This window comes from Alteromonas sp. 5E99-2, from assembly GCF_017368475.1.
Lineage (GTDB): Bacteria > Pseudomonadota > Gammaproteobacteria > Enterobacterales > Alteromonadaceae > Alteromonas_F.
In genome coordinates this window covers 344,176-362,856 of record NZ_JAFNJE010000001.1, presented here as the reverse complement: position 1 = coordinate 362,856, position 18,681 = coordinate 344,176, and the positions used below count along the sequence as shown (strand labels likewise).

At 40.1% G+C, this 18,681-nt stretch carries 13 protein-coding genes; 10 read left to right on the top strand and 3 right to left on the bottom strand.

Annotated elements, in window-relative coordinates; genetic code table 11:
• Positions 1-109: 109 nt before the first annotated feature.
• The 5 genes from J3L16_RS01660 (at position 110) to J3L16_RS01640 (ending at position 6,913) form a co-directional block, all read left to right on the top strand.
• Entirely contained in the window at positions 110-1,003 is an 894-nt protein-coding gene (locus tag J3L16_RS01660) for a dienelactone hydrolase family protein (RefSeq protein ID WP_207611122.1), read from the top strand.
• A 168-nt stretch (positions 1,004-1,171) separates the two neighbouring features.
• Complete coding sequence (locus tag J3L16_RS01655) at positions 1,172-1,786, top strand: DUF1826 domain-containing protein (protein WP_207611121.1); 615 nt, start codon at positions 1,172-1,174, stop codon at positions 1,784-1,786.
• Between the two features lie 23 nt (positions 1,787-1,809).
• Positions 1,810-2,274, top strand: a complete 465-nt coding sequence (locus J3L16_RS01650) for a transcriptional repressor (RefSeq protein ID WP_207611120.1) — start codon at positions 1,810-1,812, stop codon at positions 2,272-2,274.
• A gap of 128 nt (positions 2,275-2,402) precedes the next feature.
• Positions 2,403-5,672 carry a glycosyl hydrolase gene (locus J3L16_RS01645; RefSeq protein ID WP_207611119.1) on the top strand — a complete coding sequence of 1,090 codons (3,270 nt, stop codon included), beginning with the start codon at positions 2,403-2,405 and terminating at the stop codon, positions 5,670-5,672.
• 290 nt (positions 5,673-5,962) lie between these two features.
• On the top strand, positions 5,963-6,913 hold the full coding sequence (locus J3L16_RS01640; protein WP_207611118.1) for a hypothetical protein: 951 nt from the start codon (positions 5,963-5,965) through the stop codon (positions 6,911-6,913).
• Between the two features lie 33 nt (positions 6,914-6,946).
• Here the strand turns inward: J3L16_RS01640 and J3L16_RS01635 are convergent, their stop codons facing one another.
• Positions 6,947-8,110: a tetratricopeptide repeat protein gene (locus J3L16_RS01635; protein WP_207611117.1), complete on the bottom strand. Its 1,164-nt coding sequence runs from the start codon at positions 8,108-8,110 to the stop codon at positions 6,947-6,949.
• Between the two features lie 169 nt (positions 8,111-8,279).
• On the opposite strand from J3L16_RS01635, the gene J3L16_RS01630 reads away from it, so the two are divergent.
• From J3L16_RS01630 to J3L16_RS01620, 3 genes are read left to right on the top strand one after another with little or no spacing between them, the layout of a single operon-like run.
• Positions 8,280-8,843 carry a sigma-70 family RNA polymerase sigma factor gene (locus J3L16_RS01630; protein WP_207611116.1) on the top strand — a complete coding sequence of 188 codons (564 nt, stop codon included), beginning with the start codon at positions 8,280-8,282 and terminating at the stop codon, positions 8,841-8,843.
• Complete coding sequence (locus tag J3L16_RS01625; protein ID WP_207611115.1) at positions 8,836-9,336, top strand: hypothetical protein; 501 nt, start codon at positions 8,836-8,838, stop codon at positions 9,334-9,336. Before J3L16_RS01630 ends, J3L16_RS01625 begins: the two co-directional genes overlap by 8 nt.
• Positions 9,337-9,362: 26 nt before the next feature.
• Positions 9,363-10,310, top strand: coding sequence for a hypothetical protein (locus J3L16_RS01620; protein ID WP_207611114.1), 948 nt, complete (start codon positions 9,363-9,365; stop codon positions 10,308-10,310).
• Positions 10,311-10,395: 85 nt separating this feature from the next.
• Here J3L16_RS01620 and J3L16_RS16515 read toward each other — a convergent pair whose 3' ends face one another.
• The gene (locus J3L16_RS16515; protein WP_207611113.1) at positions 10,396-12,183 is read right to left on the bottom strand and encodes a tetratricopeptide repeat-containing diguanylate cyclase; all 1,788 of its coding nucleotides are present in this window, start codon (positions 12,181-12,183) and stop codon (positions 10,396-10,398) included.
• A gap of 481 nt (positions 12,184-12,664) precedes the next feature.
• On the opposite strand from J3L16_RS16515, the gene J3L16_RS01610 reads away from it, so the two are divergent.
• Positions 12,665-14,077: an alpha/beta fold hydrolase gene (locus J3L16_RS01610; RefSeq protein WP_207611112.1), complete on the top strand. Its 1,413-nt coding sequence runs from the start codon at positions 12,665-12,667 to the stop codon at positions 14,075-14,077.
• 80 nt (positions 14,078-14,157) lie between these two features.
• Here J3L16_RS01610 and J3L16_RS01605 read toward each other — a convergent pair whose 3' ends face one another.
• Complete coding sequence (locus J3L16_RS01605) at positions 14,158-16,041, bottom strand: acyltransferase family protein (protein ID WP_207611111.1); 1,884 nt, start codon at positions 16,039-16,041, stop codon at positions 14,158-14,160.
• 696 nt (positions 16,042-16,737) lie between these two features.
• On the opposite strand from J3L16_RS01605, the gene J3L16_RS01595 reads away from it, so the two are divergent.
• The gene (locus J3L16_RS01595; protein ID WP_207611110.1) at positions 16,738-18,672 is read left to right on the top strand and encodes a BNR-4 repeat-containing protein; all 1,935 of its coding nucleotides are present in this window, start codon (positions 16,738-16,740) and stop codon (positions 18,670-18,672) included.
• Positions 18,673-18,681 lie beyond the last annotated feature (9 nt).

Below are 18,681 nucleotides of genomic sequence, written 5' to 3'. Positions count from 1 at the left end.
TAATTATTACCGATGAATTTAAGATTTCCAACGTTGGGCGGAATAGAAATTGTGTTAAAAACTCGTTAAGTTGGTAATCATCAATAGTATTCCTTTTTTGGAGAAAGCCATGTGTGATGATTTTACTGAACAAGATAATGACAAATTTAAACAAACAGGCGGTCAATTAAATCGCCGAGACTTTGGTAAATTAAGTGCCGCGGGCATTTTTTCTCTGTATTTTGCAAGTTCAGCTAAAGCTGCGGGCAAGTATGAAGGCAAATTAATAGAGTCTGATGTCAATGTTCCTATGCCTGAAGGCGTGTCAGATAGCTTTTTTGTTCGCCCTGCTGAAGGAACACACCCAGGTATATTAATGTGGCCAGATATTCGTGGACTTAGACCTGCGTTTAAAGCTATGGCAACACGTCTTGCGGCAGAAGGTTATTCTGTGTTGGTAGTGAATCCATTTTATCGCGATGCCAAAGCACCGGTTATTGACCCAGGTAAAGGGTTTGGCGACCCAGGGGTAAGAGAAACGGTTATTCCTATGTATCGCAAGCTGACACATGAAGCGAGTATGTCCGATGCACGGGCTTATATTTCTTTTATTGATAAACAAGAAGGCGTTGATACCAAACGTAAAATTGGAACTGCGGGTTATTGTATGGGTGGTCCTTTGATTATGCGTACAGCTGGTGCGGTACCAGAAAGAGTTGGCGCTGCGGCGTCTTTTCATGGTGGTGGCTTAGTCACTGATCAGGACGATAGCCCTCATTTACTAATTCCAACGTCTCCAGCCCATGTTTTACATGCTATTGCTGAGAACGACGACAAGCGTTCCCCTGACGCGAAAAAGGTATTAGCCGAAGCGTATAAAGCAGCAGGTGTGCCAGCTGAAATTGAAGTTTACGAAGGCACGTTACACGGTTGGTGTCCGCCAGACTCAAGTGTGTATGAAAAAGTTCAAGCTGAGAAAGCGTGGTCTCGCATGCTGCATCTTTATAAAACAGCACTTGTATAAAGCAGCATTCGTTTAAATTAAACTCAAGTAAAAATGAACAAACCGGTTTCACCTTGTGGTGAAGCCGGTTTTTATTTGTCCGAAAAAGTGTTCACAAAGGCATACGTAATCTGGCTTACTTGTGTTATGTTATAATGTAACTGCACGTAAAGTTGACTGTAAAGATTTATGCAACCGAACATTTCTTCATTAACTACGTCTTTTCACTATGATAAGTCGCCTTTAGTACTGGCTGATATATTTGCCCAAACCACCAGTTTGTGTTGTTGGCAAAGGCCCAAAAATAATGTGGTAGAAGCTTACTTTAACCATGCTGCTGCCACTTCACGGTTAGAGCTAAGACATGTTTTTGATATTGAATCGTTAAAGCATAATCTCGACACTTTGTTGCCAACAGGCCTTGGCAAAGAACAAGCCATTAATGACATATACCAATTAGCAGAGATGCTGACCTGTTTATTCGATTGTAAAGAAGTCGGGTTAAGGTTAACTGCAACCAAATCCGCTATGTGCCCACGTTTTCATGTGGACAACATTCCCGTTCGTATGGTGACAACCTATTTAGGCGAGGGTACTGAGCTTATTCCTAATGAAAGTACCAATATCGACGATATTCGCCGTAACAAAGGTGAATTTGTCGGTCATAAAACGCTGCTAGAGGCATTTGATGTTGCGCTTCTAAAAGGAAGTGCATTTAAAGAAGGGCACGAAGGGGCTATTCATCGTTCATGTAGTGTTGAGGAGGGGCAATGGCGTGTGTTACTAACTTTAGACCCTATGTAAGATGCGTGTAAGTGGAGAGTGATATGTCACCTGAACAATTATCAAGTACAGTGCAAACCGCCAAACACATATGTTCGTCAGCGGGTGTTCGCTTTACCGAAAAACGGCAAAAAGTATTGGAAGTACTCATTGCATCACCCATACCTCTATCTGCTTATGAGCTAGTCGACCAATATCAAGTGCATTACAAAGAGGAAATTCGGGCTATGTCGGTTTATCGAATTCTCGACTTTTTGCAAGAAGAACAACTTGTTCACAAGCTGAATTTTAACAATAAGTTTATTTCATGCAGCCATATTCAGTGTTGTCATGATCACGGCATGTCCCAATTTATGATTTGTACTGAGTGTGGACAAGTAGAAGAAGTGGCTATGCCAAAAGAATTACTGCATTCGCTCACGCAGCGCGTGTCTGAATCGGGTTACTCAATGGTTAGCCCTCATTTGGAACTGGCGTGTATTTGTCATAGTTGTGAGCCTCAGATTTAATTTGCGGTAAGACGCTCAATCTTATCTGCGGGCAACATGTAAAAATTCCTTTAAAATGTTAGCGTGGTAACTCGTTTAATTACCAACTATTTTAAAGGGATGCCATGGCTTCCAAAGGAAACAACATCATGTCTATGTCGAAATATTTAGCATGGGGAAGCTTGGCATTTGCTTTGTCTGTTTCTCCCAGTGTGTCGTTTGCTAAAGACGCAGAATCTAATCCTCTTGCTAACATAAAACTAAGAAATATAGGGCCTGCGATGATTTCGGGAAGAGTTTCCGATTTTGCAGTCAACCCGTCCAATCCCAGTGAATTTTATGTTGCTACCGCATCGGGTAACCTTTGGAAAACATCGAACAATATGACCACCTGGACACCTTTGTTTGAGAAGGAAAGTTCCTATTCTATTGGCGTTATTGAAATGGCGCCAACAAACCCAGATGTACTTTGGGTTGGTTCAGGAGAAAACAATGCTCAGCGCTCGGTGGCTTATGGTGATGGTGTTTATAAATCATTAGATGGCGGCAAAAGCTGGAAGAATATGGGGTTGAAGAACTCTCGTCATATTTCCCAAATTTGGATAGATCCAAACAATATTGATCACGTGCTGGTCGCATCTCAAGGACCATTATGGAGCAATGGCGGCGACAGAGGCTTATATGAAACCACTGATGGCGGCCAAAACTGGACGCGCATACTCGAAATAGATACCTACACAGGGATTAATGAATTTGTTGTTAATCCAAACAATCCCAACGAAATAGTTGCCTCTAGCTATCAGCGTAGACGCCATGTTTGGACCTTGATTAACGGTGGTCCGGGTAGTGGTATTCACAAAACCACGGATGGGGGGAAAACATGGTCGCGAATCGCATCGGGCCTACCTTCAGACAACATGGGGCGCATTGGTATTACAATGGCACCGTCAGCTCCTGATACCTTGTATGCCATTATTGAGTCGAACGACAAAGATAAAGGCGTGTATCGGTCACAAGATTTTGGTCAAACATGGAAGAAACGTTCTGGGCATATGACCAGTAGCCCACAGTACTACAATGAATTAGTGGTCGACCCTAAAAATCCCGACAGGCTTTATTCACTCGATACCTTTACTAAGGTGTCGGAAGATGGCGGGAAATCATTTTCACCACTTTCAAGCGAATTTCGTCATGTTGATGATCACGCGTTATGGATAGACCCAAACAATACCCAACATATTCGCATCGGCGGTGATGGTGGTGTGTATGAAAGTTGGGACCGAGGTGCGAAATGGCGACATGCGAAAAACTTGCCTTTAGGTCAGTTCTATCGTGCGCAACCTGACAACGCAGAACCGTTTTACAATGTATGTGGCGGTACCCAAGATAACAGCTCTCTATGTGCTCCGTCTCGAACCACAGTGGTTCATGGGATCACAAATGCCGACTGGAATATTGTCATAGGTGGTGATGGTTATAAGCCTCAAATCGACCCGAATGACCCCAATATCATCTACGCTCAATTTCAGTACGGCGGGTTAGCACGATACGACAAACGCACCCGAGAACGAGTGTCAATTACACCTCACCCTAAGCAAGGTGAAAATGCGTATAAGTGGAATTGGAATTCTCCCTTATTGATAAGTCCACACAAATCGACTCGCTTATTTTATGCCGCCGAAAAAGTCTTTCAGTCTGACGATCGCGGTGAGAATTGGCGAGTGATTAGTCCAGATTTAACCCGTAAAATAGACCGCAACACATTAAAAGTAATGGACCGAGTATGGAGCGTGGATACTGTTGCGAAAAATGCCTCTACGTCTATGTACGGCTCTATTATTGCTATAAACGAAAGCCCGGTGAAAGAAGGGCTGTTATATGCTGGAAGCGACGACGGTTTAATTAGCGTAACGGATGACGGTGGCGATAATTGGCGCACAACCAGTAGCTTTAAAGGGGTGCCTAAGATGGCGTTGGTGGAAGATATCATTGCTTCTACCCACGATGAAAATGTCGCCTATGCTGTGTTTGATAACCACAAACAAGGGGATTACACACCTTATGTGTTAAAGACTACAAATAAAGGGAAAAGCTGGAAGTTAATTAACAGCAATCTTCCTTCATCTGGGGCCGCTCATACTATTGCAGAAGATCACGTCGACCCGAACTTGTTATTTGTAGGTACGGAGTTTGGCCTTTTTGTGAGCCAAAATCAGGGTGAAAGCTGGTCGCAAATGAAAGGGAATTTCCCAACCATCGCAGTACGTGACTTGGAAATTCAGCGCCGTGAAAGCGATTTAATTGTGGGGACGTTTGGTCGTGGTATTTACATTCTCGATGATTATTCGCCATTGCGAACGCCTGCAAGTGACTTGAGTCAGCAAAGTGCAACACTATTCCCAGTGAAAGACAGCTGGTTGTATTTACAAGGCTATCAATATGGTCGTGAAAGCAAAGGTTCAAATGGCAATGAGTTCTTCACAGCAGATAACCCTCACTACGGAGCGGTGTTTTCTTTCTACTTGAAAGACAGCTATCAAACCCTAAGAAAAATACGCCGTGAGCAAGAAAAGGCGATTGAGAAAGAAGGCGGCGACACGCCTTATCCAAATTGGGATACCTTACGTAAAGAAGATCAAGAAGAAGCACCAACTGTGTTTTTAGAGGTGAAAGACGCCCAAGGTAAATTAGTTCGCCGTATTGATGGACCAACTAAAAAAGGCTTTCACCGTGTTGCATGGGACATGCATTATCCGTCTTCTGCTCCACCTTCTTTAAAGAAACCATCAGGTTACGTTGCTCCGTGGGCAATTCCACCTAAAGGGCCAATTGCTTTACCAGGTGAATATACGGTTACCTTGAAAAAGCGTCAGTTTGGTGAAGTGTCTACTTTGTCTGAGCCTCAAACATTCATTTTGAAGCTACTGAATAATAGCCCTGAAATTTCGACCGATCGCGAAGCCTTACTTGCCGTACAAAAGCGCGCTGCAAACTTATATCGTTCAGTAAGTGGCGCATCAAAAGCCCAAGCTGAATTGCGCAGTCGAATTAAGCACTTAACCGTCGCTATTGATGTGACTCCGTCCGCTACTGAAAGTGATGCTCAAGCAGTGCGCGCATTAGCGGCCCGTATGACTCAGCTAACTGTGTTGTTAAATGGCGATGCAACAGTAAGAGCTCGTCACGAGCCTGTATTGTGGTCAGTTGCCGGTCGAACACGTAGTTTGTACTCTGCCATTAGCGGCAGTCAAAACAAGGTGTCAGGGAATCACTTAGCGTCTCTTGATATTGCCGAAGCAGAATACACCCGAGTTGCGGAACAGTTAAAAAGCTTACGTAGTGATTTAGCCGCATTGGAAGACAAGCTAGAAGCAATAGGCGCGCCTTGGACACCAGGGCGAATTCCTACTATTGATTAAATTTAGAAACGTGCTTTGATGTTACTGCCACTCATTTACGATGAGTGGCATTTTTACGTCTAATTACCTTCTACTGTACACCATCAAATAGCACTGAATAGTGAGTAATAATTACTTGTGAATTACAGCGTAACAATGATGATAATAATTTGACTGTAAGTTTTGCAACAGAGTCAGTGGAGACGTTTGGAGACGGTCAAGATACATAATACAGTCAATAACACCGATTATTGTGTTATCAGGGGTGCTACTATATCTTGGATTAATAGCTCTTCATAAAATGGACATATATGAAACTCATTCACATTGGTTTACCCAAGACTGGAAGTACCTCTTTCCAATCCCAGTGGTATAAAAGAAACGACATAAACCTAGTTTCAGATGGGCTAAACACCTTAGTTGAGGAAACGAGAAAAGCGATAAAAATTGAAACAGATCCTAATTTATTGTTGGATTTATGGCCAAAAGCTTTGGGCAAACAATCGATAACGCTTTATTCCTCAGAAGGGTTGTCAGGGATCCCATGGGGAAATCAAACGAGTGAACATAAGTATGACTATGGTCACTATCTATTTGCTAATTTGTGTAAAGAAAATGTACCCGATGGGAAAGTATTAGTGTTTATACGTTCACCTGAAAGTTGGCTTAGGTCAGTGTATTTTCAAATGATTCATGAGGGTAAAAATTTTGGCTTCACTCGCTTTATTCGACATCAGCGGAGTTACATTGCGAATATTTTAAATTTAAATGATTTCTTAAAACATTGGGATGATGCTTTTGGTGAGGATAATGTCATTGTGTATCCTTTTGAAAGGTTAATTTCATCGCCAGATGTGGCTAATCAAGAAATCAGTACGTCTTTAGGTATTCCACCCGCTTTGAACTTGTTTCAGTTGCAGCAACAATCTAATGCATCCTTAAACAGCGAAAGTGCCCAATTATTGCGTGCCGCTTCGATTTTCAATCGACGTATTCAAGGCCCTTCTAATAATTTAGCGAATACGTTTAATAAGCTTAATGAAGATATGCGTTTGTTATATCGCGTGGAGTTACAGCGCCGTCCAAGAGCTTTCGGCTTTTCGAAAGAGCTTTTATCTCCATTGAATTTTTCATTACCTGAGGTTGAAAGAAAGTTTTTGAAAGTGCTCATTCAAGACGGCTTTTTGGCAGAAATAATAAGACGTGGGGACAAGTATAAAATAGCTGAGACCTATCAAACACGTGTGGAACAGCATTTTTAGCGTTCTTTATGTAAATTAACCAATCTATAAAAGTTATTTAGATGAATTATCCAACATAGCCTTAAATTCATCTAAATATTGTTGATGTTTGTTTTGGTGCCATTGCACCATAGATTTAGATTTCTCAACGGCTATTTGCTGTATCTGTATTGCTTTATGAATTTCCCCTTGGTCGGCATAGGCTTTTGCTAATGAAGCATAAGCATACGCAGAATTGGGGTAGCGTTGTGTCACTCTTTCATATATTTCAATGGCCGCTTTAGGGTTTTGTTCAACAAGTGATTTCGCCAAGGCTTTTAAAGAGCCTTCTGCCGATACGGTAAACCCATACTTCTCTTTCGATAGTGTTTCATAATAGCGAATGATTGCGTCAGGGCCTTGTTTGGAAATATCGGAATCGGGCGAAAGGTCATTGTGGATATCGTCAAATAATGCCTCAATACCGTTGAGTAAGGTGATGACTGGACGAGACATATAAGCGTGGTGTTCACTGTTATTGGTTGTCCATTGCAGTTTACCCTTCGGCAGGTTTTGTAATTCCTGTTCAAACTGTTTAAAGGGAAGTACATGAGAACGTTCGTAACCGTGGTTACCTATTGCCATATATAAAAAGGTACTTTGTTTATTGCTTAATGTTAATTTTTCAGGCGCATCTAGTATTACATTTCCGAAGTCACCGGCTAATGCGGGGCTGGCTATCAGATAGGCATTAAACATAGTTGGTCTATTCAATAAAACGTATAAGCCAAGGGCGCCATTACCCATAAAGCCGTTATATATTTTGTACCCATTGGTTCGGTATTTCTCGTCTACTGTTCTTAAAACCCCTTTTTCAATCACATCTAAAATACTTTGGTCTTTAGGGTCATTAACTAAACGGGTAAAGGTCGATGCAAATTCTTCGTGGTAGTCAGCTGGCGTTACAATAATGGTTTCTAACCAAGGCCATTCACCGTTGTGGCTTAACCAATCGTGCATACCTGAAATATACATTTGGCTTTTTGGGTGTAAGTCAAATAGAACGAAGTACTCTTTATCTAGATCGGTGGCATAATTCTGGGGCAGGGTAACCTTATATTCAATGGGCTTTTCGAACCCTTCTGGTAATACTTGAATGGTTTCAATGGTCGTTGTGGTATTTTCGGCTAAGCCATGTGAGGATGCACACAGTAATAAACAAACAAGTATAAATTTCATTTTCACCCTTATTTTCAATGCAATTGCACTAGATTAAAAAATCACCTCGACTTTACTTATTCCAATAGTAAACACAATGTTTTTGTTTTATAAAATTTTTTTAGGCGATTTAAACCTTTGTGACTTACCCTGCGACTAACCTTTTAACACAAGATAACAAGACACCCATTTGAATAATCAAGGAAATGTTGCTGCCCAAAATAAGTTCGCCACTAAAACTGAGTGGGACTTAATAAAAGCGGTGCAAGACGGAAACAAACAGGCTTATCACATGTTGTACCAACAATATATTGGGCGGGTGTATGGACTCTGTTATCGGCTAACCGGTGACAAGATGTTAGCTGAGGATACGACTCAAGAAGTGTTTATTCAGTTGTGGAGAAAGATTGGTAATTACAAAGGTGATAGCAAGTTTTCTACTTGGTTACACACAGTTGCGTCGAACATTACTATCTCGTATTTACGCAAACAAAAAAGCTGGATACAAAACATATTTAATATAGAAGATTCGGTCGCTATGAATGCAGAAGCTGAAGCGTCCTCCTGTAGCGTCGATCTAGAAGGGCATATTATTAGGTTGCCGGAAAGAGCCCGTATTGTATTTGTGTTACATGCTATTGAAGGTTATCGCCATGATGACATTGCCACCATGACAGGTATGGCTGTGGGGTCAAGCAAGGCGCAATTTCACCGTGCTAAACAATTGTTGAAGGAGTGGATGGGAAATGACTAATAGCTCTTTTGAACAGAAGTTAGAGAAGCAGTTAACTGAGATAAAAGAAGAAAAACAGCCAGAAAAGGATTTATGGCAAGGCATTGAATTGGCGTTAACCCATGACCCTAGATTGCAAGAAACAAATACTAATAGTTTGGTTGGCAAAAAGTTACATTTATTGGTTGCGACCGTCGCCGTATTTGGACTGATTGGTTGGCTGTCGCTTAACTACCAACCGAACAGGTTAAGTGGTGAAGACTTAGTTAGGGCGTTGAGCGAACAACACGTTAAGCAAAAAGAGGCCTTGTTGGTGACATTTCAAGACCAACCCGCTTTAACTGAAAACTGGCAACAGCAATTATCGGAATTAGATGACGCCGCCGATGCGATAAAGATGGCGTTAAAAAATGAACCTAACAACATGGCTTTGTTGAGGATGTTGCAAAGTGTGCATCAGCAGCAAATTAATTTAATTGAGCGTGTGCATTCACCTAAGTGGTCACAAATTTAAGTCCTTTGATGGGCAGGAGAGCAAAAATGAAAAGGTTGTTATTAAGCGTAAGTTTGTTTGGTATGAGTTGGTTGGCCTTGGCTGGCGAAGAAATTGATCGGTCTTTAGATGCAGCAAAAGATGCTCATGTGCAGATAGTACATGTGAATGGTTCAGCCAATGTGCAAGTGTGGGACAAGGCTGAGGTGAAGGTAGAAGGTACCTTGGGGGATAGAACTAAGAAGTTCATTTTTGAGAAAGACGATAACGAGGTTTTGATTAAGGTTAAAGTGAAAAAGGGGAGTGATTGGAAGAAAAATAGCGCCGATGATGGCGATGACCTGACCATATATGTTCCAAAACAAAGCAAGGTTTCTTATAACGCTATTAACGCAAATGTAGTGTTTAAAGGGGTTGAAGGTGGCAGTAGAATTGAAACGGTCAACGGCTCTATTGATGCCAAAGAACTGTTAGGCCGAGTTCGCCTTGAGTCTGTTAACGGTAACATCGAGGCTGATAAGTTAGAGGGGGATGTGGAAATAGAAACAGTGAATGGTTCTATTGTCTCCCGTGATTCAAATGGTAAGGAAGGCAGTTATAAATCGGTGAATGGTAATATCGATGTCACCACTGAAAGCGGTGATATTCAAGTGGGCTCAGTAAATGGAAATATCGATTTAAACTTAGGAGAGATCAGCCAACTAAACATCGAAACAGTGAATGGGGCTATTGAAGCTCATTTACAGATGCAAAATGACGGAGAGTTAAACGCTTCATCGGTAGGAGGGGCAATTCGATTGTATTTTCAAGAAGAGGTATCAGCTAGATTTGATATTGAGGCCCATGCAGGTGGCAATATAACCAATAAATTATCCGACGACAAGGTGGAAAAAGCCAAGTACGGCCCTAGTCGGTGGTTAAAATTCTCTCATAATGGCGGTAGTGCTAAGGTGAATATCTCGACTGTAAATGGCCAAGTTCAGCTAGATAAATAATTGTGTTGTATGACTCCAGAGGCGAAAACTGGAGTCATAACCTTTATGTCATCGTTACTTTAACTACACTATCAGCTTATGAACGTTATTCACCCAGTGATTGAATAACCATTTTTTTTGCGCATTCAACACGATTTTTACCTTTGCGTTTCGCGATGTACATGGCTTGGTCTGCGGAGTTATACAAGGATTTGAATGAGTATTGAGTAATGTGAGTATCCGATACGCCAAAACTAGCAGTTACTTTAATTGAAAGCCGTTCCTCTTTTAGTATTTTCTCTATTTCAGCACGACATGACTCAGCAAATTCTTGAGCTTGTAAGGCATCACAATCTTCCATCAGGACACAAAACTCCTCTCCGCCAAGCCGACCTATAAAATCGTTTTGCCGACATTGACTCTTCGCTGCTTTTGCTGCGCCTTCAAGAGCGAAATCACCGATTCGATGGCCATATTCGTCATTAATATTTTTAAAGTCATCTAGGTCGAACATAACAAAACTAATCGCCTTATTCTGCTCTTTGGCTTGTCTGATTATATCCGCTGCACGGCTTTTAAAGTGTCGGCTATTTGCTAAGCCGGTCAATTCATCTTGTTGGGACAGCTCCCTCACTTGTATATAACTTTTGTGCTTTTTCAGCAACCAGTAACCAAGCCCTAAACAAAAGAGCATAAAAATAACGATTAATAAATTCTGGATAACATTACTTTTTTTCGCTAAAAGAGCGTTACTTTTCAACAGCGCATTTTCTTTATCTAATAAATCAATTTTACTCGTTTTCTGTTCGCTATCGAATTTGGATTTTTGAATTGCTAGGGTTTTAGCGTTCTTGTTATCTATTTTTCGTGAGTTTAATTCTGCAAAAGTGCGGTAGTGATAAAAGGCTTGCTCAAAATTACCTTGTTTCTCTGCAACTTTGTATAAGGTCTCATGGGCGGCAATATTTGATGGTGTGGCGACATTAGGTATTTCAAGCGCTATAGCCTTGTTGGCAAACACTTGAGCTTCAATTAATTGATTTGTAGTAAGGTATATTTTCCCTAACAGCTCATAATATTCCTGAGTGAGTGCAGAGTAACCCACTGCCGCGGCCTGTTGAAGATGAATATTGAGCATTTTTAACGCCTTGTCAGTTTTCCCTGAATAGAAAAGGTATCTGGCAAAGTTTTCATAAATAGCGTAAGTGATAATGGGTTCATTTAATTCATTGCATTGCTCCAGCGCACTTTCAAAGCGTTGTTCATTTAATTGGTTAAGATCTAATTCAACCACAGCATTGAACCATTCAAAATAGGCGTGACAATGAAATCGTAAACTCAAATTTTCACTAAGCAGAGGCTTAATAAATTGCGCTAATAATTCTAGTTCGTCTACTTGGTTGTAGTAGTTGATAACTGCTGTTAATGCATTTTCTCTTGAGGGTAATGTGTTACTAGCGTTAGTAAAAGGTAACACACGATCCAGTAATTTTTGAGCATTGGTCCAGTCTTGCGTTGCACTGTATAGTGACACTAAAGACGCTAGTGATGTTTGAATAAACTCCTCTGTTTGGGCGTTATTTGCTAATGCGCTGAAGGCTTCAATTGCACTGTTTATTTCCCCATTAATGAAATAGCTATAAGCTAATAAATAATCGAACTTATCTTGTTGCAAAGGATTAAGCTGACGGCGCGAAACAGATGCTAGCATAGTTTTTGCTTTCTCTGGAGAGGAGCTACGCAATGCGTAAGCTTGTTCCAGTTTTTCTGATTGTGAGATTTCATTCGACGATACGGTTGCAGAAACACAAGAAGTGTATAAACACGTTAATAAGAAGAAAGTATTTAGGAGGGCAATACAGTCAGTTTCAATTTTGATAGTTAATTTACACACAAACTAACGTCCGCGAAGGTCTGTATAAGTTTGATTTTTTTCGATACATAGACACCTTCATTTTAGGTTCAACATCCTTATATTAATTAATACAGAGTCCAATACCAATAAATATTAGTATAAAAAATGAGTAACTATTACATTTATTTTAGTTTCATTTTCGAGCTCATTAGCTAAAACCATCATAGAAGAATCCAGCGTACAATCACCCTGTATGATTTCACCTCAATCAATATCGCGATATAACTGGGCCGATTCAATACATTAACTGAAGAGAACTTGATGGCAGTGGCACAATGTATGTGAGGATATTAAGGTTGGTACCAATGTGAATAAATAATGAGCACTAGTCTATAGTTGCAACATTTTCTTACGAAATAGGCGGGCTAAATTTCATAAAACAAATTTACCTGTGGATTTCATGTTGATACCTTCGGATTCAGCATTTCATGTATTCTGGGTGAAAATTAAAGGATTAAAAATGAAAAAACTTGTCTTTCTAACGTGTTTTCTTTTTATAAAGACGAGCTGGGCGAATGAGTTTACAACCTGTAATGATGCAGCAGAAAATGCTGAGCTAACCTCCTCGCAATGTGCTGTCGTTTCGGTTCCTCTGACATATACAGCGAGCGATAAAACACAAATTGATTTATTTGTTAGGAAGTTTCCGTCTTTAAAAGAACGTCACGGGTCGGTTTGGTTAATAGCCGGTGGTCCCGGCGAATCTGGCGCCAGCTTTTATTCAATCATTGATACCTACAGAGACGTATTTGTTAATTTTGATATTTTTGTTCCCGATCATAGAGGAACGGGGTTTTCTAGTTCTATCTGCCCTGGAGAAGATGTTGAATCAGTTGCAGGGAAGTCTCTTGTCGGAGAAGAATGGGGGGCGTGCTTTGCACATATGTATGGGAATGTAGAGCATGTACAGGGATTTACTATCACTAATGCGGCAAAAGATTTACGTCAGCTTGTGAATACCATGAGTGGGGAAGGGGAAACCTTTATCTACGGTGTCTCCTATGGTACTCAATTGGCATTAAGAACTGCGCAATTAGACGGTTTAAACATTGACGGGTTAATTTTGGATTCTTTGGTTCCTATGCAAAACGATAGTCGTTATGGGCTCAGTAAGCGGTCTCACGTTGTTGATTCCGTTGGCAAAGAATTATTAGATAAATGCAATCATTCAGGTAAATGTGGTGGTAAAACGTCAGAGTCAATAAAAGAGTCTCTTTCCAAATTAATTGCAAAATCAAATAACCTAAAAGATTTTTCGGAAAATTTACCTGATGCAAGTCTGTCGAATACATTGGGAGTATTATTAGATATTCCTTCTATTAGAAATGAGATACCCAAGATTATTCGCTCATTGTCGAATGGCAATACATCAGCGTTAGAAAAAGCGATAAACGATGTGACTGCTTATTACTCTGAGCTCAATTTAGGTTACGCTAATTTTGGTTCGTCTATTCCTTTGGTTCAAATTATTACTGCTTCAGAAAATAATCTCAGGCCCAATTTAACCAAAAGCGATGTGAAAAAAGAAGAAGCAGGATTGTTGTTCACTAGCCCATTAACCGGCCTAATGGCAGAAAATAGCATGCCCACCTATGAAAAAGACGACTATTACGCAAAATTACCCACTAATCTGCCAAAAACCTTAATTTTGCAAGGAACGCTAGATCCCAAAACGCATTTTAATGCGGCAAAAACACATGCTTCTGAATTGGCTAAACTGGGTCAAGTATCCTTTGTTGATATCACTGACGGCGTACATTTTATTGCATTAACTGCGCCCGACTGTTTCAAGCAACATGTAGGTTTATTTATGTCGAATAAAGAGCAGAGGCAGGCTGTTTGCCAAGATGAAGCAACGCTAGTGCGGTTTTAGGTAGTTAGGGAAACGTTATTGCTGAACACAAGATATAAGTTATCAGAAGTATTATATAAATCTGACAACTTATTGTTGGCCTATTTTATAAGCTCAACTAACTTCTGCGCGCCTAATATTGAAGGGTGATCATCATCGAAATACAAAGGAATACCATCTTTTACGGCATAGCAACTACGAATATCACAAAAGACATCCTGAGGCTTCAATAGGTGAACATTTTTGGGGTAGTTAGCGTTATCAAAATGATTGATAATAAATTTATTTCTTTCCTCATACCAAGCTACATCAGTGCCTGGTATATCATGTGTGTTACTTTTATTTCTAAATGCTCGCCCGATTAACAGAGATACATTTCGCGGCAGTTCAGGTATAGGATAAAACACATAAACATTATCTTTATGTGAAGCGAGTAAAGTGATTAGCTCATCTATATGTTTAACTATTCGGGTTACTTCATTTGTTAGTACTGAATTATCATGCAAAGGATAATTTGCAGGATTTCCTCCTAGTAAAGTAGAGGTAAATCGATGATTAAAAACAACATTCCTTATGTTTTTGTCATCTAATATATAGGTTACAGTTTCGTTATACCACTTTGCACATTGGCTAAAACTTTCATCTTCATTGTAAGATGGTCTACAGCCAGAAAAACTGAAATGCTTCAGGCCAACACCATCATGCTTTAATTTCATTGCTAAGGCATAGGCTAATTCAATAGAATGACTATCCCCAAACGTTGCCCACGATATGTCACCTGTAAAATACTCACAAGCGTCTGCAGGGTTTTGATATTGCTTTATATGGCATTTATCTCTATACGGGCTTGGTTTTACATTAAGAATTAGTGATTGATACTCAACAGGTGCTAATTTAATAAAGCCATTTTCTTTAAACGTTACTAAACCTACAAAACCAATGACCAAAACCATATAAAGTGGCTTGCATTTAAAATAGGTTTTAAAACTTTTAAAGTCATTTCTAAATTTGATTTTCTCAATATATTTATTGCTTAAAAATCCAAACAACACTGATAGCGCTATGCCGAGATAAATAAACATTTCATTTAATGAAAAATAGAAAATAGCGACAACTAAAGGCCAGTGCCATAGATAGATAGAATAAGACCAAGTGCCTAATTTCTGAAATATCACATTGCTTGTGATAAGGCTATCGTTACGTTGTGCTTGAATAACTAGAAAAGACCCTAAAACAGGAAAAATGGCTAAATGACCGGGCCAAGGGGTATTTTTTGAAATTAAAAAGTAAGAGCCGATGATTAATGCTAAACCAAACCATTCTAAAAATCTTTTTCTTTCTTCTTTTAAAGTGATGGGGTAAAGATAGGCAACACCTCCTATCATCATTTCCCAAGCTCTTGTTGGTAACAGATAGTAAGCAGGGTCAGGCCATTTGGAGGTAGCGAAGGCGCAAAAAGCAAAACCTAAAGCAGTTCCAAGTAACAAAGCTACTTTCATCGCCTTTACCGACATAAATCGTCGCATAGCGACAAGCGCTAATGGGTAGATTATATAAAACTGCCATTCAGCTGATAGAGACCAAGTATGTAATAACCATTTTTCGTGTGATGATGCATCAAAATAGCCTGACTCTCTCCAATATATAATATTAGATAAGAAGCCCATACTACTTCCCACATGCTTACCTAATGCTTCATTATCTAAAGGGGGCAGATAGAGCAACCCAAACGCTAATAAAACGAAACACAGCGCTGCCAATGCGGGAATAATCCTGTTTGCTCTGGCGACATAGAACTTCAATATAGAAAAGTTATCTTGCTCTATTCCTCTGAATATTATCCCTGTCATTAAAAAACCTGAGATAACAAAAAAGACATCAACTCCAGCAAAACCACCAGACATCCAAGAGGAATTAAAGTGAAATAACACAACAGCTATTACGGCAATGGCTCTAAGCCCATTTATATCTTTTCTGAATTGCAAAATAGCATGCTCGGTTAATTGTTAGCGGAATATTTTATACGAATGAAAGGGCAAAACAAGGATAATATATAAGCAATAGACAGCAAAAAACGTTGCTCAAAGTGAAGAAGCATTTTGAGTATAATCATAGCCATTATTACAAGCAGACCTAAAAACAAGCTAATTCCCTTTGAGTACTACACCTATCCATTTTTAAAGTATTGAGCTTAAGTTACTTTTAAGCTCAATACTTTAAGACACATGTTTTAAGAGAGAATAACTCACTTATTAAATGCTTCAATGAAATCAGCAATGCGGGCTGCATTTACGCCTCTATCACTTCTACCTATTCTTGAGCAACGGTAGCGCGATTAATTGCGTTGAACTTCATTAAGGTCGAAAAAGATGCTAGGAACGCGAAAAGACATTTATTAATGTCTAACCGGCAAGGGCACTGCGACCATTGATGACATATCACGTGTTTGGACTGGGATAGATAACTATATTGAAGATCTAATCGGAAGTGAACATTTGGAAGACTTAGCAAATATTACTTTTAATCTCAGAAATGCGTTGGGAGGCAAAAAGCCAGGGGCCGAATAACGTTAACTGGGTAAAAACGTACCTATACTTTATACAGTTTTAAAGTGAAATAGGTAAGTGGCATTAAGCCTTCTTATCGCTTAATCAATTAAACTGGAAAAGGTTATTATGATAATGAAAAAAACGTTTTACTCCCTTCTGATTTTTGTAGCTCTGATTATTAATACGAACGTAGCGATAGCTTATGATGTTTCGAGTGAGCAAGCCACAGTAACAACACTGTTTGAAACAACCGATGTTACCCATGACATTGAAAACAATGTGAGTTTAATTCCAACTAACTTGAACAGCGCGTTAACAACATTTAATGGCGCAACTTATTTTGTTTGGGTTGATGGGAATAGGCATCCTCAACTAACAAAAATCACGTCTAGCGGCACAACGACTCAGCGTTTAGACCCTGATGATAACTACCAAGTGCATGCTGATTCTCATCATACCTTTTCTCTTGGGATCGATAAAAATGGATTTATACATGTAGTGGGAGACATGCATAATTTCAACCCCACTGTCGTCGGCGAAAATACCCCTACATATTTATCAAAATTTACTAGTGCAAATGCTATGTATTGGGTGTCTGATTCAGCCGAAGATGTTTCGAGTTTCACGTTTCAAGGCGACAACAGCAGCCGTTCTATACCTGGATTCGGTTTTACCTATTCACGCTTCTATAATGATCGTAATATGGGCCTGTATATGATTGCTCGGACTAACTTGAAAAGTGGTTACTTTGTCGGGGTAAGAGCGGTCAGTCTATACTATTACGATACGGACAGCCAAAGTTGGACGGCTCGAGGTGGACTTGCACCTTCAACGAGTTTTACTGCGTTATATCCAAGTATTCTTTGGGAAGACGATGGCAATGATGGTACGCCTTATCAAGGTTTTATGACTACGCTTGATTTTGATACGAACAATCGTATGCATTTCGCAGCTACCATAAATAACGACCCTAATGTCGTTAATGCCAGTCATATTGTTTACGCCTATTCGGATGATGGTGGTGTTACATTTCATCGTGCTGACGGGAGCACAATTTCTAGCCTTCCAATGCGTGTTGATGCTGGTGATAGTCAAGCTGATATAGTCGAAACTGCGGGGAATGGCGAGTATTATTGGAACTTTGCAGGCATTTTTACAGATGGTCAAAATATTCCATCTATTACGGTACAGCGATGGTATTCAAACGACTCCGGTTCAACTTATTTACCTTATCAAGCAAAAATAAATACCTGGGATCCTGACACTCAAACATGGGGAGCTGCTTTTGAATCACCAGTTGGTGCCAGTAACACCACAGTGCAACATATGGTAGATCATAGCGGTGTGATAACTTACTTTTCTGATCAACGGTGGGGGCAAGTCAGTAGAAGTATAGACTTATCTATTAATCAGAAAAGCTATGTATTTAGTTCCACATTGTCGAACATTGACCGTCTTGCACTAAGAACCGAAGGGGTTTATCGAATGGTGTCATTTAAGGATGACCCCGCCACACTGTCGGTTATTGACATTAAATTTAAAAACAACGGCAGTTTTACACGTGAAGTGTGGTCAAATGTGGCTGGTGGAAGTTTAGATGCGTTGTCGAATTCGCCTAATTTCCCTTATTCTCCAGATTTAGTCGAAGAAGTGAGTGGAGATTTAGAGGTGGTTTCGAGTGAAATTGCCGATAATTTTGGCAGCCGTTTAAGAGGTTTCATTGAAGCCCCAGAGGATGGAGATTATACCTTCTATATTTCAGGAGATAATCACTGTGAATTTTGGCTAAGTAGCGATACTAGTGTTGAAAATGCGAGTATGAGAGCTCAAGTTAAATGGTGGACACCACCGTATAGCTGGTTCGATTACGACTATCAAGAATCCACGCCAATCAAGTTGCAAGCTGGCAAACGATATTACTTTGAAGTTATGCACAAAGAAGGCGAAGGCGCAGAAGGTGTTGCCGTTGGGTGGCGCAAACCAAACACCGACGACATTCAGGTTGTTGAAGCTGAATATCTATCTCCGTGGTTTGCTGCATCTGAAGGCGCTTTCGCAGCTAAATAAGCATACCTA